Source organism: Fulvivirga ligni, assembly GCF_021389935.1.
GTDB classification, from domain to species: domain Bacteria; phylum Bacteroidota; class Bacteroidia; order Cytophagales; family Cyclobacteriaceae; genus Fulvivirga; species Fulvivirga ligni.
Map to the genome: position 1 here is coordinate 3,224,744 of NZ_CP089979.1, position 24,604 is coordinate 3,249,347.

Annotated in this window: 27 protein-coding genes; 22 read left to right on the plus strand and 5 right to left on the minus strand. The window is 40.5% G+C overall.

Features of this window, described 5'->3' with window-relative positions; translation table 11 throughout:
* Window positions 1–6 precede the first annotated feature (6 nt).
* The 3 genes from LVD16_RS13770 (at window position 7) to LVD16_RS13780 (ending at window position 1,837) form a co-directional block, all read left to right on the plus strand.
* On the plus strand, window positions 7–585 hold the full coding sequence (locus LVD16_RS13770) for a Crp/Fnr family transcriptional regulator (RefSeq protein ID WP_233774528.1): 579 nt from the start codon (window positions 7–9) through the stop codon (window positions 583–585).
* 148 nt (window positions 586–733) lie between these two features.
* Window positions 734–1,045 carry a YdhR family protein gene (locus tag LVD16_RS13775; protein WP_233774529.1) on the plus strand — a complete coding sequence of 104 codons (312 nt, stop codon included), beginning with the start codon at window positions 734–736 and terminating at the stop codon, window positions 1,043–1,045.
* 63 nt (window positions 1,046–1,108) lie between these two features.
* The gene (locus LVD16_RS13780; protein WP_233774530.1) at window positions 1,109–1,837 is read left to right on the plus strand and encodes a type 1 glutamine amidotransferase domain-containing protein; all 729 of its coding nucleotides are present in this window, start codon (window positions 1,109–1,111) and stop codon (window positions 1,835–1,837) included.
* Here LVD16_RS13780 and LVD16_RS13785 read toward each other — a convergent pair.
* Window positions 1,790–2,146 carry a winged helix-turn-helix transcriptional regulator gene (locus LVD16_RS13785; RefSeq protein ID WP_233774531.1) on the minus strand — a complete coding sequence of 119 codons (357 nt, stop codon included), beginning with the start codon at window positions 2,144–2,146 and terminating at the stop codon, window positions 1,790–1,792. The two genes, LVD16_RS13780 and LVD16_RS13785, sit on opposite strands and share 48 nt — an antisense overlap.
* A 106-nt stretch (window positions 2,147–2,252) precedes the next feature.
* On the opposite strand from LVD16_RS13785, the gene LVD16_RS13790 reads away from it, so the two are divergent.
* From LVD16_RS13790 to LVD16_RS13820, 7 genes are all read left to right on the plus strand, one after another.
* The gene (locus tag LVD16_RS13790) at window positions 2,253–2,999 is read left to right on the plus strand and encodes an SDR family NAD(P)-dependent oxidoreductase (RefSeq protein ID WP_233774532.1); all 747 of its coding nucleotides are present in this window, start codon (window positions 2,253–2,255) and stop codon (window positions 2,997–2,999) included.
* A 94-nt stretch (window positions 3,000–3,093) separates the two neighbouring features.
* Window positions 3,094–3,567, plus strand: coding sequence for a hypothetical protein (locus LVD16_RS13795; protein ID WP_233774533.1), 474 nt, complete (start codon window positions 3,094–3,096; stop codon window positions 3,565–3,567).
* A gap of 85 nt (window positions 3,568–3,652) precedes the next feature.
* Window positions 3,653–4,522, plus strand: coding sequence for a helix-turn-helix domain-containing protein (locus LVD16_RS13800; RefSeq protein WP_233774534.1), 870 nt, complete (start codon window positions 3,653–3,655; stop codon window positions 4,520–4,522).
* 137 nt (window positions 4,523–4,659) lie between these two features.
* Entirely contained in the window at window positions 4,660–6,417 is a 1,758-nt protein-coding gene (locus LVD16_RS13805) for a CocE/NonD family hydrolase (protein ID WP_233774535.1), read from the plus strand.
* A gap of 140 nt (window positions 6,418–6,557) precedes the next feature.
* Window positions 6,558–6,956, plus strand: coding sequence for a VOC family protein (locus LVD16_RS13810; protein WP_233774536.1), 399 nt, complete (start codon window positions 6,558–6,560; stop codon window positions 6,954–6,956).
* A 73-nt stretch (window positions 6,957–7,029) separates the two neighbouring features.
* On the plus strand, window positions 7,030–7,566 hold the full coding sequence (locus LVD16_RS13815) for an AAA family ATPase (RefSeq protein WP_233774537.1): 537 nt from the start codon (window positions 7,030–7,032) through the stop codon (window positions 7,564–7,566).
* Between the two features lie 35 nt (window positions 7,567–7,601).
* On the plus strand, window positions 7,602–8,327 hold the full coding sequence (locus LVD16_RS13820; RefSeq protein ID WP_233774538.1) for a hypothetical protein: 726 nt from the start codon (window positions 7,602–7,604) through the stop codon (window positions 8,325–8,327).
* Window positions 8,328–8,417: 90 nt separating this feature from the next.
* Here LVD16_RS13820 and LVD16_RS13825 read toward each other — a convergent pair whose 3' ends face one another.
* Entirely contained in the window at window positions 8,418–8,576 is a 159-nt protein-coding gene (locus LVD16_RS13825) for a YqaE/Pmp3 family membrane protein (RefSeq protein ID WP_233774539.1), read from the minus strand.
* A 120-nt stretch (window positions 8,577–8,696) separates the two neighbouring features.
* On the opposite strand from LVD16_RS13825, the gene LVD16_RS13830 reads away from it, so the two are divergent.
* Window positions 8,697–9,473, plus strand: a complete 777-nt coding sequence (locus LVD16_RS13830) for a DUF3050 domain-containing protein (RefSeq protein WP_233774540.1) — start codon at window positions 8,697–8,699, stop codon at window positions 9,471–9,473.
* Here LVD16_RS13830 and LVD16_RS13835 read toward each other — a convergent pair.
* Window positions 9,470–9,964, minus strand: coding sequence for a hypothetical protein (locus tag LVD16_RS13835; protein ID WP_233774541.1), 495 nt, complete (start codon window positions 9,962–9,964; stop codon window positions 9,470–9,472). The genes LVD16_RS13830 and LVD16_RS13835 overlap by 4 nt on opposite strands.
* Complete coding sequence (locus tag LVD16_RS13840) at window positions 9,936–10,373, minus strand: peptidylprolyl isomerase (RefSeq protein WP_233774542.1); 438 nt, start codon at window positions 10,371–10,373, stop codon at window positions 9,936–9,938. The genes LVD16_RS13835 and LVD16_RS13840 overlap by 29 nt, the downstream gene beginning before the upstream one ends.
* Window positions 10,374–10,463: 90 nt before the next feature.
* Between LVD16_RS13840 and LVD16_RS13845 the strand changes: the two genes are divergently transcribed.
* Together LVD16_RS13845 and LVD16_RS13850 are read left to right on the plus strand one after the other, a co-directional pair.
* Entirely contained in the window at window positions 10,464–10,919 is a 456-nt protein-coding gene (locus LVD16_RS13845; RefSeq protein ID WP_233774543.1) for a YiiD C-terminal domain-containing protein, read from the plus strand.
* Between the two features lie 76 nt (window positions 10,920–10,995).
* Window positions 10,996–11,853, plus strand: a complete 858-nt coding sequence (locus LVD16_RS13850; RefSeq protein ID WP_233774544.1) for an endonuclease/exonuclease/phosphatase family protein — start codon at window positions 10,996–10,998, stop codon at window positions 11,851–11,853.
* On the opposite strand, the gene dinB is transcribed toward LVD16_RS13850, so the two are convergent.
* Complete coding sequence (dinB, locus tag LVD16_RS13855; RefSeq protein ID WP_233774545.1) at window positions 11,850–12,917, minus strand: DNA polymerase IV; 1,068 nt, start codon at window positions 12,915–12,917, stop codon at window positions 11,850–11,852. The two genes, LVD16_RS13850 and dinB, sit on opposite strands and share 4 nt — an antisense overlap.
* Before the next feature lie 134 nt (window positions 12,918–13,051).
* Between dinB and LVD16_RS13860 the strand changes: the two genes are divergently transcribed.
* The 9 genes from LVD16_RS13860 to LVD16_RS13900 all read left to right on the plus strand — a co-directional run bounded on the left by LVD16_RS13860 (window position 13,052) and on the right by LVD16_RS13900 (window position 24,263).
* Entirely contained in the window at window positions 13,052–14,692 is a 1,641-nt protein-coding gene (locus LVD16_RS13860; protein ID WP_233774546.1) for a TldD/PmbA family protein, read from the plus strand.
* 30 nt (window positions 14,693–14,722) lie between these two features.
* Entirely contained in the window at window positions 14,723–16,039 is a 1,317-nt protein-coding gene (locus tag LVD16_RS13865; RefSeq protein ID WP_233774547.1) for a TldD/PmbA family protein, read from the plus strand.
* Between the two features lie 251 nt (window positions 16,040–16,290).
* Window positions 16,291–16,917 carry a DUF4159 domain-containing protein gene (locus tag LVD16_RS13870; RefSeq protein WP_233774548.1) on the plus strand — a complete coding sequence of 209 codons (627 nt, stop codon included), beginning with the start codon at window positions 16,291–16,293 and terminating at the stop codon, window positions 16,915–16,917.
* Between the two features lie 10 nt (window positions 16,918–16,927).
* Window positions 16,928–17,926 (plus strand): AAA family ATPase, encoded by a 999-nt coding sequence (locus LVD16_RS13875; protein ID WP_233774549.1) that lies wholly within the window; start codon window positions 16,928–16,930, stop codon window positions 17,924–17,926.
* 7 nt (window positions 17,927–17,933) lie between these two features.
* Window positions 17,934–18,836: a DUF58 domain-containing protein gene (locus tag LVD16_RS13880; RefSeq protein ID WP_233774550.1), complete on the plus strand. Its 903-nt coding sequence runs from the start codon at window positions 17,934–17,936 to the stop codon at window positions 18,834–18,836.
* Window positions 18,829–20,100 carry a BatA domain-containing protein gene (locus LVD16_RS13885; RefSeq protein WP_233774551.1) on the plus strand — a complete coding sequence of 424 codons (1,272 nt, stop codon included), beginning with the start codon at window positions 18,829–18,831 and terminating at the stop codon, window positions 20,098–20,100. The genes LVD16_RS13880 and LVD16_RS13885 overlap by 8 nt, the downstream gene beginning before the upstream one ends.
* Window positions 20,082–22,343, plus strand: a complete 2,262-nt coding sequence (locus LVD16_RS13890) for a hypothetical protein (protein ID WP_233774552.1) — start codon at window positions 20,082–20,084, stop codon at window positions 22,341–22,343. Before LVD16_RS13885 ends, LVD16_RS13890 begins: the two co-directional genes overlap by 19 nt.
* Window positions 22,336–24,066, plus strand: a complete 1,731-nt coding sequence (locus LVD16_RS13895) for a hypothetical protein (RefSeq protein ID WP_233774553.1) — start codon at window positions 22,336–22,338, stop codon at window positions 24,064–24,066. The genes LVD16_RS13890 and LVD16_RS13895 overlap by 8 nt, the downstream gene beginning before the upstream one ends.
* Window positions 24,066–24,263 (plus strand): hypothetical protein, encoded by a 198-nt coding sequence (locus LVD16_RS13900; protein WP_233774554.1) that lies wholly within the window; start codon window positions 24,066–24,068, stop codon window positions 24,261–24,263. The genes LVD16_RS13895 and LVD16_RS13900 overlap by 1 nt, the downstream gene beginning before the upstream one ends.
* Window positions 24,264–24,604: the final 341 nt, after the last annotated feature.

A 24,604-nucleotide genomic window follows, 5' to 3' on the forward strand; every position in this document is an offset into this window, starting at 1 on the left:
CAGATTATGTTCAAAGCTCTTGAAAATTTCATTTTAGGTCATGGAGACATTGGAGAGAAAGAATTAGACAAGATCCTCCAATGTTTCCATCTAAAGCAAACCGTTAGAAATGAGATGTTGTGTAATATAGGTCAGGTGTGCAAACACTTTTATTTCATAAACTCAGGCTGCCTGCGGCTCTATGAAATCGATGATAAGGGTAATGATATCACAGGCTTTTTTGCCCTTGAAGATTCTATAATTTCAGCCAACACCAGCTTTATTTTACAAAAGCCTTCAAGAGACTGCCTGGTTTCTATAGAGCCATCAGAGTTGCTTATGATTCACAGAGAAGATTTTTATGCGCTTGTAAATTCTGTGCCGCAGTTTGCCAATGTCTACCATCGTTTTATGGAGTTTGCGTTTATCCATTCTCAAATGAGGATTTATAGTTTTCTAGGCATGGAAGGTATTGATAAGCTTAAATGGGTTATGGAGCACGAACCTAAACTATTAACAAGAGTTTCCAGCAAGGCTGTAGCTTCATACCTGGGAATGACCAATTCAACTTTAAGTAAGCTAAGGGCCAAACTACTCAATTCTTAATTCATCCAGCTCAATTCATAGTTCTGGCAATATTAACGACCACAAAAGCATTGTCATAAGACAACTTTTTAGTTTTTCTTACTCATCAACTTTGTCCTGTATTCGCAAGTCAGCGAAGCAATAAAAGTTAAATATTATGAGTAAATCAATGAAGAAAGCATTCGTCTACACAGAATTACAATTTTCAATTCCTTTTGACAATGTACCTTGGGAAGAGATAAATCCCAATCTCCTTAAAGTGAAAGGGTTAGTAAGAAAAACCTGGCTAAGTGGTGTAAGCTCTAATTCAGTAGGAGGATTCTACGAGTTTGATAGCATAGAAAATGCGCAAGATTTTGCCTGGAACGTTTTCCCGCAGGAGGCCCGAAATTTCGGAGTGAGTTTTATGACCAAAATTTTTGATGGAGCCATTACCGAAACTGCCAGTAAAGGCATGAATTCACCCTATTATAACGATTAAGTAATCTCTAAAACTGCAAGAGCTGAGGCATAGGCTCTTGCAGTTATCTAATTAAAAACATTTATGAAACACGTATTATTTATAGTTACGAGCACCAGCATCACAGGCAGTGGTAGACACATGGCCGGATATGAATTTTCAGAAATTGCGGATCCTTATTTTGAATTTATAGCCAATGGAATAGCCGTAGATTTTGCCAGCATTCTTGGAGGGACACCTCCCTATGTAGGTTATAACCCGGAACACAATAACAGTAGACATTTTAAAGAGAGTGCCGGATTTAAAAGACTAAACTTCAGTCATAAACTCAGCAATATCGACATAGCGGCCTATGATGGTGTGTTTTTTCCTGGTGGCTTGGGGCTGATGACTGATATGGTCAATGATCTTACGGTGAAAGAAGTGGTGAGAAATACTTACGAAACAGGGAAGGTAATAGGCGCCGTCTGCCACGGCCCCACAGCATTACTCAACTGTATATTAAGTAATGGGAAAAATTTACTTCACGGTAAAACAATCAATGCCTTCACAAGTGAAGAGGAAAAACTTGATAATCACTTGCTTGATGAGGTCATCCCCTTTATGTTAGAAGATGAGCTGAAGCGGCAAGGAGCTGTGTTTGAACATACTTCACCCTTTGCTCCATATGTGGTCAATGATGGAATGATAGTCACCGGTCAAAATCCGGCATCGGCTGTGGGTGTTGCTTCCAGAATGATAGAGTTGTTATATGTGATGGACGAGCTACTTCCCCATAATCACCTTCCTGTGTTCAGCGCCCCATTCCGCTAAATGGTCTATGATGGATCGTAGACTTAATCCGTACTCGGTAAGCTGATATTGCACGGTCACTGGTTGGGTATCGAGTACTATTCTTTTAACTAACTTATTCATTTCCAGCTCTTTCAGTTCTTTGCTAAGCATTTTGTTAGAGATGCCTTCTACATCATTCAGAATGTCAGAGAAACGCCGCTTATTATAGTAGCACACTGAAGAAATAATAGATATTTTCCACTTTCCATTCAGCACATACATAGCGTCATGCACGGCTCTGATTTGCTTCTTATTGCTGTCATTTTCAGCACACTTGATTTCCTTCATTTGTTACTTGGTTACCCAAAAGTTACTGTTACTTTTGGTTACAAAGTAACGAAAATAAATCTCGAAGTCTAACTTTGTGTCATTAATCATTTAAAACATTTCAAAAATGGATTTCAAGAATAAGAATGTAGTAATCACAGGCGGTAGCACAGGCATTGGCTTTGCTACAGCTAAAGCATATATTGAAGCAGGTGCCACGGTTTGGATTACCAGCAGAAGCGAGGAGAATTTGCGTAAGGCAGCTGAGAAGATCAATAGCCCGCAGCTGAAGACCGTAGTTTCTGATACCTCAAATTTAGAAGGAATAGGTAAGCTGGAACGTGCCATTGCGGATAGTGGAAGCAAATTGGATGTACTATTTTTAAATGCTGGAATAGCCACATTTGCACCTATTGCTGAGGCTACTGAAGAGCAGTTTGATGCCCAATTCAACACTAATGTAAAAGGTTATTTCTTTACTCTTCAAAAATTACTTCCTTACCTTGTTGAAGGTGCCTCTGTTTTGTTTACGTCTTCCACAGTGGCCACTGCTTCTCAGATGTACGGTAGCATTTATTCGGCAACTAAAGGAGCGGTAAATAAAATTGCTCAAGTAGCAGCTAATGAGTTGGCAGATAGAAAGATAAGAGTAAACATAGTAAGCCCTGGCCCAACCCAAACGGAAGGGTTTGATAAGGCTGTGCCTAATTCTGAAGTTAAAGATCAGTTTGCTGCTACCACGGCTCTCCAAAGAATGGGACAACCAGAGGAAATAGCAAAGACAGTTTTATTCTTAACTTCTGATAATGCCAGTTTCATTACCGGAACGGAGTTATTGGTAGATGGTGGATACATTGGCTATGCCTTGAAATAGAAATTAGGTCTGTTCAAATAAGAAAAGCCCATAGGTGTCAACCTATGGGCTTTTTGCTTTAATTGTGTTAGTTTAACAGTCTAAATGACACCTGATGTTGATACCATCAAGATTTTTAATTGCATTGGTTCTATTGTGTTCATGCTCACTTTCTGATTCGGAGTTGATAGAGCGTGTAAACAATGCCAATCGCATAGAAATCGTAGAGACTTACCATGGCGGAATAGGAGGGGAAGGTCATAATAGCTACGTGTTACAACGGAATGAGCATTTTCCTAAAAATGAAGATTGGATTCTTATTAGAGATGAGAATACACAATTTCAAACTTATGTAGTATTAGATTCTGCTCAGCACGCAAATTTTCTATTTTTTCTCCAACGCGCGTTACAAACACATGATGTCACCAGAGAATATGATAATTCTTGCACCACTTTTGGGCCGAATCCAAATGAATATGACATTCATGTCGATTTATATAGCAAACACCTGCAACCAGATGAAAAAACGGATAGCTTGTTTTCTACTTTAGCTACAGCCTTTTGTCCTATAAAGCATGTTTATAAATAAGAAGATCTTTGAGCGTAGTTAAAATCAAATAAATTGAAAGCTATTGCCATTTTCTCGAATTTCATGCTTTAATTTATTCGTTACAATGGCATCTAAACATCAATACCCCGGTCCTGAATTAACTTCAGCTTTAAAGCTGCGGGGCTTTAAGGTGAGCAGAAATACTTTGTCTAAAAGTAAGATCTCGGCCTTTGGGCGAAGGTACTTTTATTTAATTCTATTAAGTAAAGGAAACAGTAAGCTGCATTTTGATGATCATGTAGTGCATATGAATGGAGTCTATTTAGTCCTTATCAATCCCAAGGTGCCATATGCTACTGAAATATTAGAAGATAATCACCAGGGATATTCTTGCGTATTTACAGACGTGTTTATGAAGCCGATGGAAAGAATGCAGAGTTTAAGAAGTTCTCCACTCTTTCAGGTAGCGTCACCCCCGGCCTATAAACTAAACGCCCATCAAGAAGCGGCCATCACAGACATTTTTGAAAGTATGCTTCGGCATGAAAATACCGATTATCTGTATAAAGATGACCTCATGAGAAATTATATTCAAATGATAGTTCACGAGGCGCTACACATTAACCCCACCGATAATTTCAGGAAATATAGTACGTCAGCTTTAAGAATTACCACTCAGTTTACAGATTTGCTAGAAAGCCAGTTTCCAATAGAAGATCTGCATATGTCTGTGCGCCTGAAGTCAGCTCAGGATTATGCTGATATCTTGTCTATTCATGTTAATTATCTAAATAGAACGGTGAAGGAAATAACCGGTAAGTCTACTACTCAATTGATTTCCGAAAGGTTAATAGCCGAGGCTATTACCCTGCTTAGACATACAGACTGGTCGGTAGCGAATATAGCCTATGCACTGGGTTATGAATATCCGAATTACTTCAGTAACTTTTTCAAAAAGATGACTGGATCCACTCCAAAGCAATTTAGATTATAAGTATGGTTTGAAATTTATACTTTTTGACTTGATTCATTTCATATTTTGAATCATGCTACTGCTAATTTTGTAAAAGCTTCGAAGGAAAAAAGATTGCAATCTTAATTTTTTAGGTATTACAAAAAGTGAATTCGGATATGAAAGATTTAGCAGTAAACAACAATAAGGATCAAAGAATTTTTAAAGAAGCCTATTCTTATGACGATGGAGGTATCCATGGCATATGGAGCAAGTTTGATCCTCGCACCGAGATTTTACCCAAAGGTTTTCAACTAGATCAAAAGTTTAAGCCTCTCTCTTCAGATATTGTATTTGAAAAGGATGTGCCAGTGAAAATGCGTGACGGCATCACCATCTACACAGATCTATACAGACCAAAAGGTGAAGAGAATGTGCCGGTAATCATAGCGTGGAGTCCTTACGGAAAAAGCGGTGGATCTGCACCCAGAACCACAGCCCTTTATAACATGCTGGGGATTGATAATGGTATCCTTTCTGGTCTGGCTAAGTTTGAAGGACCAGATCCCGCCTACTGGTGCAGCCAGGGGTATGCTATCTGTAATCCTGACCCTCGCGGAGTGGCCTATTCAGAAGGGGATATATCCATGTTTGGTACTCAAGAAGGTAGAGATTGCCATGATTTGATAGAGTGGCTTGCAGAACAAGAGTGGTGTAATGGTAAAGTGGGCATGAGTGGAACCTCCTATCTGGCTATTTCACAGTGGTTTACAGCAGCGGAGCGTCCACCGCATTTAGCAGCTATTAACCCATGCGAAGGTTTAAGTGATGTATATCGTGACTTAACCAGAAAAGGCGGAATGGCCGACCTGCATTTTACCAAGAGGCTACAGGTAAACCACGTCGGTAATGGCTTACGTGAAGATGTATTTGAGGAGGCACAAACTTATCCGTTTGCAGATCATAGCGTATGGCAGGATAAAATAGTGAATCTAAGCAATATCAATGTGCCGGCGTATGTGGTGGCTAGCTATTCTAATACGCTTCACACCATGGGCACATTCAGAGCATGGTGTAAAATAGCATCTGAAGAGAAATGGCTACGAATTCATAACACACAAGAGTGGCCAGATTACTATGATGAAGACAATACTGAAGATTTAAGAAAGTTCTTTGATTATTATTTGAAAGGTGAAAGTAATGACTGGCAAGAAACGCCACGCGTGCGTTATGCTGTTCACGACTTCAATGGAAACGACAGAGTTAACACTCCTGCAACCAGTTTCCCTCCGGTAGATGTACATAATGAACAGTTCTTTTTAGATGGTAAGACACGAGAATTAAAGCCGGGAAATGCTAGTGAACATATACCTGTAATTTATGATACACAGGCAGGCCCTGGAATGGTCTCTTTTATCCATAGGTTTGAAGAAGAAACAGTCTTAGTAGGTTATCCAAAAGCTCACCTTTGGGTTTCTGCCGAAGATGCTGATGATATGGATCTGTTTTTCTATCTGCAAAAGCTGGATAAGTATGGTAATCACCTACAGCAGTTTGTAATTCCTAATCAAGGAGCGCTAATGCATGACCTTACGGAAGATGGTGGATCAGTATTAAGATATAAAGGATCTAATGGTAGACTCAAGGTATCTGCCAGAAATCTGTCTTCAACATCTGGAGATCAGGTTCCTGAGCATAGCTTTGATAGAACAGAAAAATTAGCTCAAGGTGAAATAGTAGCGATAGAAGTGGATCTTATGCCCATAGGCATGGTGCTTTACCCAGGCGAGCAATTGAGGTTTGTGATTACAGGGAAGAACTTTTTAGGGGCCATTATGCCTGGTACCCCGAGTTATGAGCCAGAGAATGCAGGTAAGCATATTGTGCATACCGGAGGGCAATATAAATCCTTTCTGCAATTACCTGTGATGCAGTAATTTTATTACAAAAAAATCCCACTCATCCGGTGGGATTTTTCATTTTTATAAGCCGGTCTTAAGATGAAATTGGTGACCTTTACTTTTTAAACATTGAAGCAGTTTTAGTCTTCATTTTTCTATATCAGAGATTCATTCTTATGCACCAATCCATCATCCATATAGCCTTAGTAGTAAAAGATTATGACGAGGCGATTGAATTTTATACACAAAAGCTACATTTCAAGCTGGTAGAAGATACTTACATGCCAGAGCAAGATAAAAGGTGGGTATTAATAGCGCCACCTAACTCTAAAGGCACTAATATCCTGTTGGCTAAGGCATCTGGCCCTGAGCAAGAGGCGGCCATCGGTAATCAAACAGGAGGGAGGGTATTTCTTTTCTTAAGTACAGACGATTTTTGGAGAGATTATAATGATATGGTGGACAATGGGATCGAGTTCATGAGAGTACCTAACGAAGCGGAATATGGCACCGTTGCGGTGTTCAAAGATCTATATGGAAACCTGTGGGATCTAATAGAGATGAAGGCAAAATAGTCCAAAGAAGATTAATTTAGCGGTGAAACCTCTCCATTGAAATGTCGTTGTTAGATTTTTATTCTGTTGACTTATGAAGATATTGATCATTGGTGCATCAGGAAATGGAACTACCACCCTGGCGGGTGAAATTGCCAAAAATTCAGCATTCACCCATTTAGATGCGGATAATTATTACTGGAAGAAAACAGAAGTGCCTTTTACAGAAAAGGAATCTTTACAGGATAGAAATGATCATCTAAAAAGTGATTTATCAAAAGTAGAGAATGCAGTGGTCAGTGGTTCGCTCATTAGCTGGGGCCATGAATGGAAGTCTTATTTCGATCTGGTTGTGTTTATATACCTGCCCAATGCTATACGCATGCAGCGCCTTCGACAACGAGAGCAGCAACGCTACGGTGAAAAGCTAATCACCGATGATCTCACCCGAAGAAACTCAGAGGCATTCCTCACCTGGGCCGAACAATACGATGACCCTGATTTTACAGGCAGATCCTTTAAAATTCAGGAGCAATGGCTCAGGGAGGTCTCGGGTACAGTCATTTGGCTGGAAGGAGAGTTGGAGCTGGAGGAGAAGGTGGAAGAGGTTTTCAATCACATAAATCAATGATTGTATAAAAAAAGCTTTATAATTAAAAAAAACTCATGAAATCGGTCATTCTCATCATTTTGGCAATATTCTCCAGTTGTTTCGTGAAAGCGGACGTTGGCGCGTGCCGATTTTATGAAGTTAAAGTACAGTTAAAAGACAATTCTGTATTAAGTGGGTATTTACAACTGGCTTCAAGAAATATCCTTCCGAAAAACAATGATCAGTTGCTGTCTTATTTAAAAAGTGAGAGAGAACAAAAAAACGGAAAGATCAGACTATTTGTATCCATTCAAACTATTAATTTTCCCAAGCCTGAAGAGCCTGTTAAAATTAAATACTCAGCGGCTTCACTAGAAGATATGCAAGTCTTAAGCTTAGAAAATATTAAGAAGATTGATATTGTTGAAATGAAGTCCTGTGAGTGTAAGTTACAGAGAACGGAATGTGAGTATTCAGATTCAGACTTTCAAATTGCCTACTATCATAAGTTGATTATATTGGCTCAAAAGGAGATAGATCAACTAAATTCTGCCCCACCTATATTCTCTAATACAGTTCAAGTGGACCAAACCGATATAGATGTTTTCGCCGTTCTTAGCTATAATCAAGAATTAGATCAATCAGCGTTCAACGACCTTTCGAATAAATTGAAATTCCCCAAGCAAGACGATCAAACATGGGACGATTATGCCATTAAACGCCAAAAGCACATAAATCAGGTCAGAGAATCATTAAGAGAAAAAGGAATAATTATCATTGAACTGTTTAGTTATACCTGATTTGAGCTCGATCGCAATTTTGAGCTCGATCGCAATTATATTGCGATCGAAACATTCCCGGGCATTTGTAATGCCCGAGTTCTATGCTCATCACCCCTTACTATTCACCCATAAAGCATGAATAGCCCCTGGTACCCAGAAGATGATGGTAAGGATAAGGTTAACCAAAAAGGTGGTGCCCAGTCCATGTTTTAGGAATACGGCCAATGGTGGAATTAGTATGCTTAATATAATGGTGAGTAATGACATAGTTTTTTTAGTTATAGTTATTGATTTCATCAACAGCCGCTCACTTACAATTGTTTAAGCCACTCTCATTCGCCGCACCTTCTGAGTAATGAAATGACCAAAATGCCTTAGCTTTGTAATATGAATGCGCAGATTGAAAAGATTGAGGAGGCCATAGCGCCGTTAAGAAAGCAACTTACTGATCACCACCTTTATCAGAAATTATCTTCTCTGGAAGACATAAAAATATTTATGGAGCAGCATGTATATGCCGTGTGGGATTTTATGTCTTTGCTCAAAGCTTTACAGCAAAAACTCACCTGTACTAACGTGCCTTGGGTGCCTGCTTCAGACCCGAATGTGGCCCGTTTTATAAATGAAATAGTGCTGGGTGAGGAAAGTGATGTGAACGAAGCTGGTGATGTAATGAGTCACTATGAAATGTACTTAGCTGCCATGGAGCAAGTGGGGGCTGACACCGCTGAGATCAATCGCTTTCTAGAAAGTATTGCTAATAATGGCCTGGATAAGTCTATTGAAGCCATTGAAATACCGGCCGTTAAGAAATTTGTGCAGTTCACTTTTGATACCATTAAAACCGGTAAGCCACACCTTATTGCCTCTGCCTTTACCTTTGGCCGCGAGGATCTGATACCAGATATGTTCATCGAGATCATCAAGCGCTCAGAGCAAGAGGATAATACCAGTTATAATCAGCTTACTTATTATCTGAATCGCCATATAGAATTAGATGGTGACGAGCATGGACCGCTATCTTTGAAAATGATAGAAGGCCTGTGTGGAGATGATGAGAACAAATGGGAGGAAAGCCTCAAGGTGGCGAAAGAAGCTCTAGAAGTACGTATCAATCTTTGGGATAGTGTGGCTGAGCATATCGGCCAGAAAGTGATTCATTAAGGTACACTAGCTTCTATTTCTCCTTCAAAATAGAAAAGTATTGGTTCATTATTATCTCTTCCGGTTGCTGTAAGATCGGCAGAGATAGACCACCTGTCATTGTTTAGCTTAGAAATGGTCAGCGTTCCGCTCGTAACTGGGTTGAAACCTCTGTTAAAGCATCTACATCCGCTTATTTCTATAAAGGCCTTATAATTTTCCCAGTCGTCTATACCAAGGTCTTTGTTGGAAGGCATGGAAATGACCAAAGTCTTGTCCATTCCGGCATCTATTCTTTTATCACCAGGGCCGATAACGGTGAGGGATAAAATGGTTTGTTCACCTTCAGTAAAAGCTAACGTATTATCAGTGACGGTGAAATCACTTTGGCTATGAAGAGTTAGCGTGGCCTTAGGCTGAGAAGTAGAAGATTGGGCATAGCTGATATGCGTTAGTAATACCAGCCATGCACCTAATATAATCTTAGTTTTCGCTAATTGTAATTTTTTCAATCTTATCACCTTGTCTGATGTTGTCTATAACGTCTACACCATCAACTACTTTGCCAAAACAAGTGTGATTTCTGTCCAGGTGAGCAGTATTATCTCTGCTATGGCAGATGAAGAACTGGCTTCCGCCTGTGTTTCTTCCGGCATGAGCCATAGAAAGAACACCTCTGTCATGATATTGATTGTCACCATCTAGCTCGCAATCAATTTTGTAGCCAGGTCCGCCAGCACCAGTGCCATCAGGACAGCCACCTTGAATTACGAAATTAGGGATTACTCTGTGGAAGGTTAGTCCATCATAAAACCCCTTTTTAGAAAGGTCTATAAAGTTTTGTACTGTTTTAGGAGCATCTTTTTCATAAAACTCCACCTTCATGGTTCCTTTTTCAGTTTTTATCTCTGCAGTTTTCATATTATCTATTAAGGTTAAATGCTTTTACAAAAGTATCAAATTCTGGTTTATTAGCCCTATATTTCACCCATGCTGAGTGATAGAAGAAAGATGAAATTGATTAATTGGTGGCCTCCCATGCTCGGAACAGGCATCAGTTTGAAGAAAGTAGCCCCTGATATGTCGCGTTTTGAGGTGATCATGAAGATGAGGTGGTATAACAAAAATCTGGTAGGCATTCACTACGGCGGGTCTTTATATTCTATGTGCGATCCCTGGTACATGTTCATTCTTATAGCTCAGCTAGGCAAAGGTTATGTAGTTATGGACAAAGGAGCCGCCATTAGATACAAAAAGCCAGGGAAGGGCACCTTAAACTGTGTTTTTGAAGTGAAGAAGGACCAGGTGGAGAAGATAATAGCAGAGCTGGATCAGGTAGGAAAGAAGGACTACACTTTTCTTTGTGAAGTAAAAAATGAAGAAGGCGAAGTGGTGACAGAGGTAGATAAAATAGTCTACGTCCGTAAAAAAGGCTTTGACTTTGACAGCCTCACAGAATCAAAATAATTTGATAAAATAGGCATTTGTGTTTTTAAAAAGTAGTGGCTTAAATTAGTGCATCTTATAGCATTAAAATATCCTCATGATCACTACTCTAAAAACATTCTTTATATCATTACTCATTACTCTTCCCGCCTTTTGCTTTGCCCAGGATCAGCTGGATCTAAAGGTGATGACCTCTAACATCAGGCTGGCCGCAGAAAGTGATGGTATCAACTACTGGGATAATCGCCGAGACTGGTTTGGAGATTTTGTGAGGTTTGAAGATGTAGATATTTTCGGCGCTCAGGAAGTGCTTTATTCTCAGCTAACAGATATTAAAGACAGACTTCCTGCCTATGAGCACATTGGTGTGGGCCGTGAAGGAGAAAACAAAGGAGAGTTTTCACCCATATTTTACAAAAAAGATAAATTTGAGGTGTTAGAATCTGAAACTTTCTGGCTTTCGCCAACGCCGCAAAAGGTGGCTTCTAAAGGTTGGGATGCCGCATTACCACGCATCGTTACCTGGGCTAAATTTAAAGATAAGGCCACTGGCAAAGAGTTTTACTTTTTCAATACACACTTCGATCATATAGGCAAAGAAGCACGTAAGCAAAGTGCAGAAATCATAAAAAACAAAGTGGCTAAAGTAGCTGGTAATCAACCAGTAATCGTTACGGGAGACTTCAATGTGCCTCCGGCTAATGCACCTTATCAGGTACTAACCTCCGGAAGCGATAAGCTGGAAGATACCTTTAAGCAAGCAGAAAGGAAATATGGCCCTTTTTACACATTTAATGGATTCCAACTAGAGCCTGATATGAAAAGAGATAGAATTGATTATATCTTTTACAAAGGCGATGTTTCTATCGTCACTTATCAGGTGGTAGATGGCCAGAGGGGAAAAACCTATATTTCAGACCATTTTCCAATAATCGTTGAGGCGAAAGTTAACTAGAACTTTAATGTGAGCTGTCCGGAGGGTTCTTCTTTCAGCTCATGATTAAGGTTGGAAATGGAGAGCCCTAGGAGCCTTACTTTCATAGATTCGTTGTCAAAAGTGCCTAAAAGCTCTTCGTAGAGCTGCTTTATCTGGGCCTCATCTTCGATCCATTGAGTGATGGTCTTACTTCTGGTAATCTGCTGAAAATCATGGAATTTCACTTTCAAAGTAAGGGTTTTGCCTTTGGTGTTGGACCTTTCCATGCGTCCGGTAAGCACCTGGGTGATCTTCTCCAGCTCTGTTTTTAGTTCGGCTGTGGTAGTCCTATCGTCTTCAAAGGTGTTTTCAGCACCAAGAGATTTCCTGATTCTGTTAGGCGTTACCTCCCTTTCGTCCAGACCCCTAGCAATTCTATAGTAATACCGGCCTGACTTCCCAAAACGAGATGCCAGGTCCGCTTCACTATACTTTTTGAGATCAGCGCCATTCAAAATGCCCATCTTCCTCATTTTTTCTGCCGTTACTTTACCTATGCCGAAAAAACGCTCAATGGGTAAAGTCTCCACAAAACGCTCAGCTTCATCTGGCGGAATGAGGAAAAAGCCATTGGGCTTATTAACATCAGAGGCAGTTTTAGCCAGAAACTTATTGATAGATATACCAGCAGAAGCGGTAAGCTGAGTTTCTTCTAGTATGCGCTTTCTTATCTCCTGAGCAATGAGCGTAGCAGATGGCATATCCTTTTTGTTAACCGTCACATCAAGATAAGCCTCATCTAAAGACAAGGGCTCCACCAAATCAGTATACTCGTAAAAGATATTCCGAATTTGGTTAGAAACACCTTTATAGGCATCGAACCTGGGCTTCACAAAAATCAGATCAGGACATTTTATGGCTGCAATTTTAGAAGGCATAGCAGAGCGCACACCGAATTTGCGGGCCTCATAGCTGGCGGCGGCTACTACACCACGGCGGGAGCTTCCCCCCACAGCCACAGGCTTCCCTTTGAGCTCAGGGTTGTCACGCTGCTCTACGGAGGCATAAAAGGCGTCCATGTCTATATGTATGATTTTTCGCATTAACCTTTACAACAGGTGTATTTTACCGCTTAAATAATTGCTATGTGATTTTAACTCTTTAGTTTACATATTACGCTACAAGCTTAAACAACGTTTGGCTTAAATCATTAAATCAACCAAAAAAAGGAGGAAACTTGAAACGAAGAGACTTTATGCAACTGGCCGGTTTTGGTGCCGGAGCCATGATGATCCCCGCTTCTGTAATGGGGAACGCCATTCCGGTAGAGGCACTTTTAGATCCAGGGCTGGATGTAGCTAGCAAGAAAAAGCTGGCCGACGTGGCCTTAAACAGTGCCAGATCACTAGGAGCATCTTATGCCGACGCCAGAATAGGTCGCTACTTAAATCAGTATGTTTTTACCCGTGAAGATAAAGTGCAGAATGTGGTGAACACCGAATCATTCGGTATGGGCATCAGGGTAATAGCCAATGGTACCTGGGGCTTTGCTTCAACTAATGATGTTTCGCCGGAAGGCATAAAAAAAGCCACTGAACAAGCCGTGGCTATAGCTAAGGCCAACTCCAAAATACAAAAGGAACCAGTAATACTTGCTCCGGTACAAGGTTACGGAGAGGTAAGCTGGAAAACCCCCATCAAAAAAGACTTTAAAGAAGTGCCGGTTTCAGAAAAGGTAGATCTACTACTGAATGCTAATGCCGCAGCCATGGATAATGGAGCCAGTTTTGTTAATTCGGCTTTATTCATGGTCAATGAACAAAAATACTTTGCCTCTACAGAGGGCTCTTACATAGACCAGGATATCCATAGAATATGGCCTACGTTTGGTGTAACGGCTATTGATAAGGAGAAAGGCAAGTTCAAATCTCGTCAGGCGCTTAGTGCTCCTATGGGCATGGGCTATGAATATATGGATGGCTTGGCCTCAGAGAAAATTGCCGGCCCTGGCGATCTGATGTTCTACCGCAATAGCTATGATATAGTAGAGGATGCCACTGCGGCTGCCAAGCAAGCCAAAGAGATGCTTACAGCCAAGTCGGTTGATCCTGGAAAATATTCTGTAGTGTTAGATCCTAACCACCTGGGGCTGACTATCCATGAGTCGGTAGGTCACCCGCTAGAGTTGGATAGGGTACTGGGCTATGAAGCTAACTACGCAGGTACCAGCTTCGCTACTTTGGATAAATGGAAAACCAAGGATTTCCAATATGGTAGTGACATTGTGAATATTGTAGCTGATAAAACGCAGCCGCATTCACTTGGCGCTGTTGGTTATGATGATGAAGGGGTGAAGACCAAGAAATGGGACTTAATAAGAAATGGAATTTTAGTGAACTATGAAGCCATCAGAGATCAAGTGCATATGCTGGATCAGAAGGAATCTCATGGTTGCTGCTATTCTCAGAGCTGGAATGATGTTCAGTTCCAAAGAATGCCAAACGTTTCTTTAGAGCCTGGAAAAGAAAAATACTCTGTTTCTGATATGATCAAAGATGTAGAGAAAGGTGTGTATATCGCCGGTAGAGGTTCATACTCTATTGACCAACAGCGATATAACTTTCAGTTTGGAGGCACCGTGTTCTACGAGATCAAAGACGGTGAAATCGGCGGAATGCTGAATGATGTGGCTTACCAGTCAAACACCCAGGAATTCTGGAATTCATGCAGTAAGATTTGTGATAAGGACGACTACCGCATGTTCGGCTCTTTCTTTGATGGTAAGGGACAGCCTTCACAGGTGAGTGCTGTATCTCACGGGTGTTCTACCACACGTTTCGATAACGTGAATGTGATCAACACCGGCCGTAGTATTTAAACAGTTGTATTACTAAAGATTAAAATTAAAATGGCAATATTTTCAAAAGAAGAAGCTAAGCAAATTATGGAAAAGGCCCTGAGCTTTTCCTCTGCTGATAGCTGCGAAATAAATATGAGCGGTAGTGAGAGTGGTAACATCCGTTATGCTAGAAATACCGTTTCTACGGCTGGGCACCGTTCTAACCAAACCTTAGTGGTGCAAGCTAGTTTCGGTAAAAAATCAGGAACAGCCACTATAGATGAATTTACTGATGCCGCCTTGGAAAGAGTGGTGAAAAGAGCGGAGGAGCTGGCTCGTTTAGCGCCGGAAAACCCTGAGTTCATGGGGCCATTGGATCCACAGCAGTATGATGATTCTATCACTTTTAAGCAATCTACGGCAGATATCACTCCGGAGTACAGAGCTGAAGTAGCCCGTAAAAGTATAGAGCCGGCAGCCAAGAAAGATGTTACAGCGGCTGGGTTTTTAAATGATAGTTCAAGCTTCAATGCTTTATTAAATAACAAAGGCCTTTTCGCTTACAACCAGGCCACTGGTCTTGATTTTACTGTTACCATGAGAACTAATGATGGCACAGGATCAGGCTGGGTAACTAGAGATTTTAATGATGTGAATAAATTCGATGCTGCCGAGGCTTCTCAGGTGGCTATCGATAAGGCGATCATGTCTCAGAATGCTAAGGCCATTGAGCCAGGTAAATACACCGTGATTTTAGAGCCAGCTGCTTCAGTAGATCTTTTACAGAACATGTTCTATTCTTTAAATGCCAGAACTGCAGATGAGGGTAGAAGTTTTATGTCAAAAGAAGGTGGAGGCACCAAGCTGGGCCAGCAGATAGTGGATGAAAGAGTGAATATTTACTCTGATCCATTAAACCCATTAGTGCCAGGCTCTACCTGGACGGGTGACGGTCTGCCAAGAAAGAAAACCAAATGGATTGAGAACGGTGTGGCTAAGAATCTGGCTTATGACAGATATTGGGCTCAGCAGCAAGGTGTTGAACCAGTGCCATTCCCGAGTAACGCCATCATGGAAGGGGGTAGTGCTTCCCTGGAAGATATGATTAAGGATACCAAAAAAGGTGTGCTGGTAACGCGTTTGTGGTACATCCGTACGGTAGATCCTCAAACATTATTGTACACTGGGCTTACCAGAGATGGTACTTTCTATATTGAAAATGGCAGAATAAAGCATCCTGTAAAGAACTTCAGGTTTAACGAAAGCCCTATCATCATGCTAAACAACCTGGAAACTCTAGGTCAGCAAGTAAGGGTAGATGGCAACCTGATTCCGTACATGAAAGTGCGTGACTTTACATTCACCAGCTTATCAGATGCTGTATAACTTTAAATAGAAACAGGTTAAAGGTGCTGGCTCAAAAGTTATGACCAGATCAGTAATGTCACATGGAGGCATGCGAAATGAATTACCTATTCAAGATAATTAGGATTTCAATGATCTCCATCAGACATAAAGTTACTTTGACCAACATAATTTAACATCAAGGTCTGTGTCTCAACGGACCAAAAACAATAAGCCAGGGTGAGAAAGCCCTGGCTATACTTAAAATAATATTTCCAGGGTAGGAGTAGATTATGAATGATAATAATGCATTCTTTTTTACAAGGTTGCAGTACGAGTCAGGAGATTGGGATGTTGACCAAAGAATGCCATCTAATGTGATGAATTCGCTGGTCGAGTATACCACCTTGAAAGTGGATACCCGTGAAAATATTGTTCCTTTGGCTAGCGAAGAGATCTTCAAATGCCCTTTTTGTTACCTTTCTGGCCATAAGCTGGTACAGTTTACAAAAGAAGAGAAAGCCAACTTTGAAAGGTATGTCAAAAATGGTGGCTTCATCTTCGTAGATGATTGTAATCATGATATTGACGGCTTGTTTGCCAAGTCTTTTGAAAGACAAATGGCTGATATTTTTGGAGACATGGCCCTTAAAAAAATACCCTCAAACCACGCTATTTACCACTCATTTTTTGATTTTGAAGACGGTCCGCCTACTACATCCCAGGAGCTAAATGGCTGGGGCGATGATCTGGTGCATGACTATTTGAAAGCGATAGAAGTCAACGGCCGCATTGGTGTGCTATACAGCAATAAGGATTATGGCTGTGAGTGGGATTACGATTTTAGAAATAAGCGCTGGTATAAAATTGACAATACCCGGTTTAGTGTGAACATTGTGATGTACGCGCTAACCTCTTAATGACAAAAGTATGAATGAAGAACTTGTGCAAATAGAACAGGAAGTAGCTGCACTTACAGGTAAGCTAAAAGCCTTGAAGCAAGAGATAGGAAAAGTGATTATCGGGCAGGAAGAAACTATTGATCAGCTGCTTATTGGTTTCCTGGCTGGTGGCCATGCACTTTTGGAAGGAGTGCCGGGACTTGCCAAAACCCTAATGATTAGGACTTTAGCCCAAGCTATAGATTTGAAGTTTAGGAGAATCCAATTTACACCTGACCTTATGCCTTCAGATATCATTGGTACCGAAATACTGGAAGAGGATCATACCACAGGTAGGAAGTTCTTTGAGTTCAACAAAGGTCCCATATTCGCTAATATCGTATTGGCAGATGAGATCAACCGAACACCACCGAAGACCCAATCGGCACTGCTGGAGGCTATGCAGGAATTCGAAGTCACTTATTCAGGCAAAACGTATGCTTTAGACAGACCTTTCTTCATTTTAGCCACTCAAAACCCTATTGAGCAATCAGGTACTTTCCCATTACCAGAAGCACAGCAAGACAGGTTTTTACTTTACATAAAAATTGGCTATCCCACTGATGCTGAGGAGGAAGCGATATTAAAAGCTACTACCGGAGGTGTAAAGAAAGAAGTAAAGAGCGTAATCACAGGTGAGGATATCATCAGATTGCAGCAATTGGTAAGGGAGGTGCCGATCAGCGATCAATTAGTGAAATATGTAAGTCAGATAGTAAGAGCTACCAGGCCGGAAACCAGTACTTTCGAATACATATCAGAAAACGTAGGTTGGGGTGCCGGACCAAGGGCAGGCCAGGCCATGATTCTTACAGCTAAAGCCAGAGCCCTGCAGCAAGGCCGTTGGTCAGTAACTCCAGATGATATTAAAGATGTGGCTTTTCCTGTTTTAAGACATCGGGTGATTCCCAACTTTAAAGCGGAGGCAGAAGGAATTACATCAGATGATTTCACGGCCTTTTTGTTGAAGAGCATTAAAATAGCATGACAAATTAATGGCCGCTACCAAAGACTATATTGACCTGCTCCAACCTGATATCATAGGCACCATCCGTGGCTTGTCTTTGATATCCAAGGTGGTGGTAGATAAGTACTTATCTGGTCTCAATGTGAGCCGGAGAAAGGGTAGTGGCATGGAATTTAGTCAATATCGCGGTTATGAACCTGGCGATGATTTGAGACTTCTAGATTGGAAAATGCTGGCGCGCTCCGGTAAGTACTTTATCAAACAGTCCGAAGTAGATACGCACACCACTATCAAGTTTATCATTGATGCATCGGCTTCGATGATGCACACTGAGGCAGCACTTTCTAAGCTGTCATACGTGCAGGTTTTGGTGGCATCTTTAGCCTATTTAGCTAAAAGTCAGGGGGATGCCATTGGCCTTTATGCCATGAATGAGAGTAAAACATTTCATCTGTCCCCGTCCTCACAATCGCAGCAGTTTAATCGTTTCCTACAGCAGCTTATATCAGTAAATGCCGAAGGTAAGTGGCCCGTAAGATCAGCTGCAGCATCAGCCATTCATAGCCGAAAAGAAAGAGAAATGATCGTGGTCTTTACTGATTTGTATGAGACCAAAGATGAATTAAGTAGTTATATCGCAAGCTTGAAAACTCCTAGGAATGAGGTAATTGTGATTCATGTATTAGGTGAACAGGAATTTAAGTTCAACTATAAAGGAACGTTGGTCTTCGAAGATTTAGAAAGTGGAGAACAAGTAAAAGTGGCTTCGGGCAAAGCCAAAGAACTTTATTTACAAGCTCTGGATGAAAAAGTGAAGAAACATCAACAGCACTTTCTCACTCAGGCAGTGAGCTATGAGCAATTTATGATGGGGCAGCCGATAGAAAATGTTTTAAGTGCTTATCTGAAAAGGAGGCTTAAGTTTGCTTAATTTTTCATTGGCATATCCGGGATATCTTTGGGGGTTTCTGGCCTTGTTAGTGCCTCTGGCCATCCATTTGTTGAGCAAGCAGCAAGGCAAAATTATTAAAATTGGCAGCATAGAACTTTTACAAGAAGTTGATAGCAAGCAAACCAGAACCATTCGTTTGAATGAACTCTTACTACTAATTCTCCGATGTATTTTAATAAGTATTATAGTCCTATTTTTAGCTGGTTTACAATTAAGAAAGGAATCGAGCCCTACATCCAGTAAGGCTTATCTCATAGAACCGGAATTATTCAGTGATGAGAATGTCAAAGACTTGGCTGATAGTCTCATAATGACTCAGGAAGTAAGGCTTTTTTCTGATCAATTTGAAGTTTATGATCCTCAGAAAAATTATACAGATTTACCCACGCCAGATTATTGGAACTTAGTAAATCATCTCAACGAAATTGAACCCGATAGCCTGATAATCTTCACAGCTTCCAGGTATAACGGAGTCACAGGAAAACGACCGACTACAAACAAGAATATTCACTGGATTGAATGGAATAAAAATGATAGTATAAAAGCAATTGTAGCTGCATATCAGGTAGATAGCACAAATGTGGCCATAGTTCTAACATCCGATTCCGCTAAGCTGAATTATAAACAATATCAATGGACCGGTGAAAATAGCCCGCAAGGAATACAACAACAAGATGACGAAGTAAGAGTGTCATCAGATCAGCCATGGATTCCGATGAAAGAAATGGAGCCAGTACGAGTAAGCATACAGGCAGATGAAGTTCATACACAGCAAGCTATGCTTGTCAGAGCAGCTTTATTGTCTATCAAAAAAGAGGTGCCGTTGAATATTAAGATTTCTGATCAAGAGCCAGATGTTGCCTTTTGGCTATCTGAAAAGCCGTATAGCATGGAGACCGAAAAGGTATTCCTGCTAAGACCAGATTCCTTGGCCACTGAACTCATTAGTTCGGACAGTAAAGCCGGTGAATATATTATTACTCAAAATCTCAACCTTCAAAAGGTGTTAAGGTACAGGCTGGCTGAGACCATAGCCAACCTCATTTCACCCATTAAATATCATTCCGCAAAGTATGATATGAGGACTATTCCATTATCGGAGTGGACACCTTCAAAAACGGCTGCGGAAAAAGGAAAAGCTACTGATAAGGCAAGCTTCCAGTCATTAGAAGAGTGGTTGGCCTTATTATTTATCATTATTCTTATCATAGAAAGATCCTTCTCTTGGGCAAGAAAACAATGAAAGGACCTTCTAACATATTGACCCGATTCATACTAAAATGGAAATTACTTTCCTGGTTGGAAGTATTACTGATCACTGGGGCAGTAGCTGGTGCTGGGCATATTTTGCTAAATGAACCGGTGTGGGTGATCGGCATGGCTGCATTTACATGCATAATTGCCATCTTTTTGATCAAGCCGTGGCAGGTGTCATATAAGCATGCTGTAGCCATACTGGATTCCAAGTACCATTCTGCAGAGTACAGTTCAGGGTTATTGCTTGAGCCAATAAGTGAGCTATCCACCATTGCTAAGCTACAGCGGAACAAGATAGAACAAGATCTGAGTCAAAAAAGACTTGTTCCATCGCACAGGTTGTGGGCCTTTTTTATGGCAACTGTATTACTCATAGGAGGAAGCTGGCTTGTCGACCACTTGATTTTGGAAGAATACTCCAAAAATATGGGTAAAGAAAAGGTGAATAAGCAAATTGGACTTGAGTTTCATGCTAATGATTCCTTGACGAGCAAACCTGTTAAGCCTGTAAATCTGACTAGTAGTGAGGTCTTTATCAACTACCCTGCATACACCAACTTGCCTACCTCTTCTCAAACTGAGATGAAGATTGAAGCGCTCGAAGGCAGTAAGCTCACCTGGAAATTAGAGTTTGATCAAGAGCCCAAGGATGTGATGATGGAGCAGGGGAGCCAGTCTTACAAAATGGTGCATAAGGATGGAGCCTATTATCGTTCAATTACCCTCGCTAAAAGTGGGATTTATAATTTCAAGTATCAGGATTTGAATGGAAATACCTTCATATCAGATCTTTATAGTATTGATTTAATCCATGATAATGAGCCGGCCATTGAGGTTCGAGGGCTGGATCAATACACTTCATTTAATTATGATGATAGTAAGAATGTGTCATTCTCTACCACAATAACTGATGATTATGGCCTTACTGAGGTTTATATTATTGCCACAGTGAGTCAGGGCAGTGGTGAATCAGTAAAATTCAGAGAGGAAAGGCTGGAATTTCAACCTGGGTTGAAAGCTAATGCTAAAGTGGCTGACCTCAGCAAAAGAATAAGTCTGGATAACATGAAAATGAGCCTCGGGGACGAACTCTATTTTTACATTGAAGCTAGAGATAATAAAAGACCACAGTCTCAGTCAGCCAGAAGTGAGACCTTCTTTGTGGCTATAAAGGATACTGCCAGTTATGAGTTTTATGTAGAAGGATCACTGGGGGTAGATGTAATGCCTGAATATTTCCGAAGTCAGCGGCAGATTATTATAGACACAGAGAAGCTGTTGAAGGAGAAAACGTCCATTAGCAAAGAGGAATTTAATAAAAGAAGTAACGAATTGGCGTTTGATCAAAAGGCTTTAAGGCTCAAGTATGGCCAATTTTTAGGCGAAGAAGCAGAATCTGGTATTGCAGTATCACCGGAAGAGCAGGTAGAGGCCATGCAAAATGAAGAAGGTAAACCACTTGCTGGTTATATGCATGATCACGACGGAGGTGCTGAGCATGAAGCTGGAGATCATCTGCAGGAAGAAAGCCATCATGAAGAGGGTGAAGACCACGAACATTCGGAAAATAACCTCGAAGCCTACACGCATGACCATGACAATGCCGAAGAAGCCACTTTCTTCACCGTTTCTATCAAAAGTAAGCTAAGGCAAGCACTCACCGAAATGTGGAACTCAGAGCTTTACTTAAGACTCTTCGAACCTGAAAAATCTCTGCCGTATCAGCACAGAGCATTAACCTTAATCAAAGAGATAAAGAACGATGCCCGTATCTATGTGCATCGCATTGGCTTTGAGCCGCCCCCCATCAAAGAGAAAACCCGACTTTCAGGAGATATAAAAGAGGTGATTAACCACAGAGAGGAATCTAGCTTGGAAGCTGAGGACAAGTACCTGCCACTGAGAGAAGCTCTCACTCGAGCCAGACAGCTAGTGGATAGGAAAGCTCAACCAGATACGAAAGATAAGCAGCTATTTAAATCAGCAGGGAACGCATTAGCAGAGTTGGCTATCGATCAGCCTGGACGGTATTTATATGCCCTGCAGAACCTGAAGAAGCTGACTGAAGATGCCAGCAAATCGGATGTTCATAAGGCTTTGAGGCAGCTGATAAGTGACCTTCAAAAGATAATTCCTTCAGATAAAAGGCCTTCAGCATCAAGTGCCGCGGCTTATAGTGACCTGAGTAAGCAAATGATTGAGGAGCTAAAACAACTAGAAAATGATTGACGGCCTGCGAATCATAAATAGTGACTGGTTGTGGCCCGTAGTTATTCTATCTGGGTTGCTGATGGCCCTTCTATTGATTAAAGAGATCAGAAGAAAGGATAAAAAACAGTTATTCATACGAATAATGCTCAGCTTTTTAAGTGTCATTCTGGTTGCCCTCATGTTTTTGAAGTTGGAAACAAAGCAAACCGTGAAGGGCGAGTTTCTGGCATTACTTACAGAAGATTTTAGACAGGATCAGTTGGATAGTTTAAGGCGGCTATACCCACATTTAGAAGAGGCAAACTATGCATCCGGTTTTGAAAGAGATAAGAGGTTTCATACCGTATTCGTGCTTGGAAATGGCATTCCTTCCTATGACCTTCACAGATATGACTCATCGTCAATGCTTTATCTGGGTGCTAAGTCCTTAGAAGGAATTATAGATTTAAAATATACTTATGTGGTGAAGCAGGGAGATGAACTAGTTATTGATGGAAAATACAGGCACAATCATTCGGTTTCCTTACTATTGAAGGAGGAGGATAAAGTGCTTGACTCTACATTTCTGAAATCTGATAAAGATGACTTCTATTTTGCCATTGATACAAAAGCATTCGGGAACAGACTTTACATCATACAAGAAATAGATAGCACAGGGAAGGTAACTAATTCAGAACCGCTCCCTGTTACAGTAGAGCCACGGGAAAAACTGAATATTTTAATGATTAATCAGTTCCCAACGTTCGAATCTAAATATTTAAAGAACTTTCTAGGGGAGGAGGGGCATCATATTGCAATCAGAAATGAGCTTACCACTGATAAATTCAAATACGAATATATTAACCAAGACCCTGTTAATTTTAGGTATGTGGTTCCTAATGTACTGCAGGCTGTAGATCTAATTATTTTAGATGCAGCTTCTCTGAATAAGCTATCAAATAATGAGTTGATCTCCTTAAGCAAAGCCATTTCGGAGCAAGGTTTAAATTTATTGATTCAACCCGATGATGAATATCTCAATAGTAGGAGAAATAGGACCTGGGATCCTTTCAAGTTTTTGAAAAATAATAAAACTTCTGTTTCTATTAACGAGCAGGCATACAGCTGTTTTTCATATAGCATAAAGCCTGATTTATTTACTATTCCACTTCTCTCTGATGATAATAAGGATTTACTAACTGCTTATGGTCTGCATGGCTCAGGAAAAATAGCCACCTCATTATTGAAGAATACTTATGAGTTATGGTTGGCTGGAAAGCAAAATGAATATAAGAAATTATGGAGACGTATAATTTCAGGAATTTCTGAATCAAATTCTTATAAATATTTTGAGAAAAGTGATAACATGCCTGTAAGTTATTTGCATGAATCTACACTTTTTAGATTATCGTCATTGGATTTCCCAATGATCAAGGGCAGTGGTGAAAGTACGTATGGTTTAGAGAAGAACCTGTTAAAAAACGAATGGAATTTTAAGATTTGGAACAGTAAAGTAGGGTGGTCACATTTATACCTAGAAAATGACTCTTCCTCTCATGTAAGTTATTACGTTGCTGGCGATGAGGAATGGAAGGCTCTGAAAACGAACCAATTAAGAGAAGCGAACGCTCGCTATTTTTCAGTAAAGAACGATCAGGATGAAGCTTTCAGCGTAGCGCAATGGAAGCCAATGAATTATTGGTGGCTTTTTTGTCTGTTTGTGATCTGTGCTGGATATTTGTGGCTTGAACCGAAGTTATAATGAGCAAGTCGAAAAAGGTATTTTTAATAGTAGCAATCGTGTTTTTTGTGGTTATTGTCTATCTGGGATATGATATATCCTCCAGAACCACATTTCCTGGATCAAAGCCACAATTGAAAGAGAGGCTGATGAATAGTGGCAGTGATGAATCTAACTCTGACAGCACTAAGTTCATAACTCCTCAAGACTCCATTTAATCTCAACCATTCGTCTCCCAAAACAGCGGCTTGTCGATCATCGATTGTCATTGGTCGACGGTAGATTGTGGTTCAGATTCTTTGCTATTACCTTAGTATCAATTAAAGCCAACTATAGACAACAATTATCCCTTGGAGCTAGGTCTTCAAGGGATTTTTGTTTTTATACAGTTCTTGATTTGTTATTAATTATATATAATAGATGACAATATAACCTTGTAAGGTATTGACCCATTTTAAATTTATTTTATCAAATAGTAGCCTTATCTTAGCAATAGTTAAAGCCAACTATAGACAACGAAATATCCTCTCGAGGCCAGGCCTTGGAGGATATTTTGTTT

Bases quoted from the DNA above. Each gene is read 5' to 3' on its own strand.
- LVD16_RS13770 (WP_233774528.1), top strand. From the start codon at position 7: ATGTTCAAAGCTCTTGAAAATTTCATTTTAGGTCATGGAGACATTGGA.
- LVD16_RS13775 (WP_233774529.1), top strand. From the start codon at position 734: ATGAAGAAAGCATTCGTCTACACAGAATTACAATTTTCAATTCCTTTT.
- LVD16_RS13780 (WP_233774530.1), top strand. From the start codon at position 1,109: ATGAAACACGTATTATTTATAGTTACGAGCACCAGCATCACAGGCAGT.
- LVD16_RS13785 (WP_233774531.1), bottom strand. From the start codon at position 2,146: ATGAAGGAAATCAAGTGTGCTGAAAATGACAGCAATAAGAAGCAAATC.
- LVD16_RS13790 (WP_233774532.1), top strand. From the start codon at position 2,253: ATGGATTTCAAGAATAAGAATGTAGTAATCACAGGCGGTAGCACAGGC.
- LVD16_RS13795 (WP_233774533.1), top strand. From the start codon at position 3,094: ATGTTGATACCATCAAGATTTTTAATTGCATTGGTTCTATTGTGTTCA.
- LVD16_RS13800 (WP_233774534.1), top strand. From the start codon at position 3,653: ATGGCATCTAAACATCAATACCCCGGTCCTGAATTAACTTCAGCTTTA.
- LVD16_RS13805 (WP_233774535.1), top strand. From the start codon at position 4,660: ATGAAAGATTTAGCAGTAAACAACAATAAGGATCAAAGAATTTTTAAA.
- LVD16_RS13810 (WP_233774536.1), top strand. From the start codon at position 6,558: ATGCACCAATCCATCATCCATATAGCCTTAGTAGTAAAAGATTATGAC.
- LVD16_RS13815 (WP_233774537.1), top strand. From the start codon at position 7,030: ATGAAGATATTGATCATTGGTGCATCAGGAAATGGAACTACCACCCTG.
- LVD16_RS13820 (WP_233774538.1), top strand. From the start codon at position 7,602: ATGAAATCGGTCATTCTCATCATTTTGGCAATATTCTCCAGTTGTTTC.
- LVD16_RS13825 (WP_233774539.1), bottom strand. From the start codon at position 8,576: ATGTCATTACTCACCATTATATTAAGCATACTAATTCCACCATTGGCC.
- LVD16_RS13830 (WP_233774540.1), top strand. From the start codon at position 8,697: ATGAATGCGCAGATTGAAAAGATTGAGGAGGCCATAGCGCCGTTAAGA.
- LVD16_RS13840 (WP_233774542.1), bottom strand. From the start codon at position 10,373: ATGAAAACTGCAGAGATAAAAACTGAAAAAGGAACCATGAAGGTGGAG.
- LVD16_RS13845 (WP_233774543.1), top strand. From the start codon at position 10,464: ATGAAATTGATTAATTGGTGGCCTCCCATGCTCGGAACAGGCATCAGT.
- LVD16_RS13850 (WP_233774544.1), top strand. From the start codon at position 10,996: ATGATCACTACTCTAAAAACATTCTTTATATCATTACTCATTACTCTT.
- dinB (WP_233774545.1), bottom strand. From the start codon at position 12,917: ATGCGAAAAATCATACATATAGACATGGACGCCTTTTATGCCTCCGTA.
- LVD16_RS13865 (WP_233774547.1), top strand. From the start codon at position 14,723: ATGGCAATATTTTCAAAAGAAGAAGCTAAGCAAATTATGGAAAAGGCC.
- LVD16_RS13870 (WP_233774548.1), top strand. From the start codon at position 16,291: ATGAATGATAATAATGCATTCTTTTTTACAAGGTTGCAGTACGAGTCA.
- LVD16_RS13875 (WP_233774549.1), top strand. From the start codon at position 16,928: ATGAATGAAGAACTTGTGCAAATAGAACAGGAAGTAGCTGCACTTACA.
- LVD16_RS13880 (WP_233774550.1), top strand. From the start codon at position 17,934: ATGGCCGCTACCAAAGACTATATTGACCTGCTCCAACCTGATATCATA.
- LVD16_RS13895 (WP_233774553.1), top strand. From the start codon at position 22,336: ATGATTGACGGCCTGCGAATCATAAATAGTGACTGGTTGTGGCCCGTA.
- LVD16_RS13900 (WP_233774554.1), top strand. From the start codon at position 24,066: ATGAGCAAGTCGAAAAAGGTATTTTTAATAGTAGCAATCGTGTTTTTT.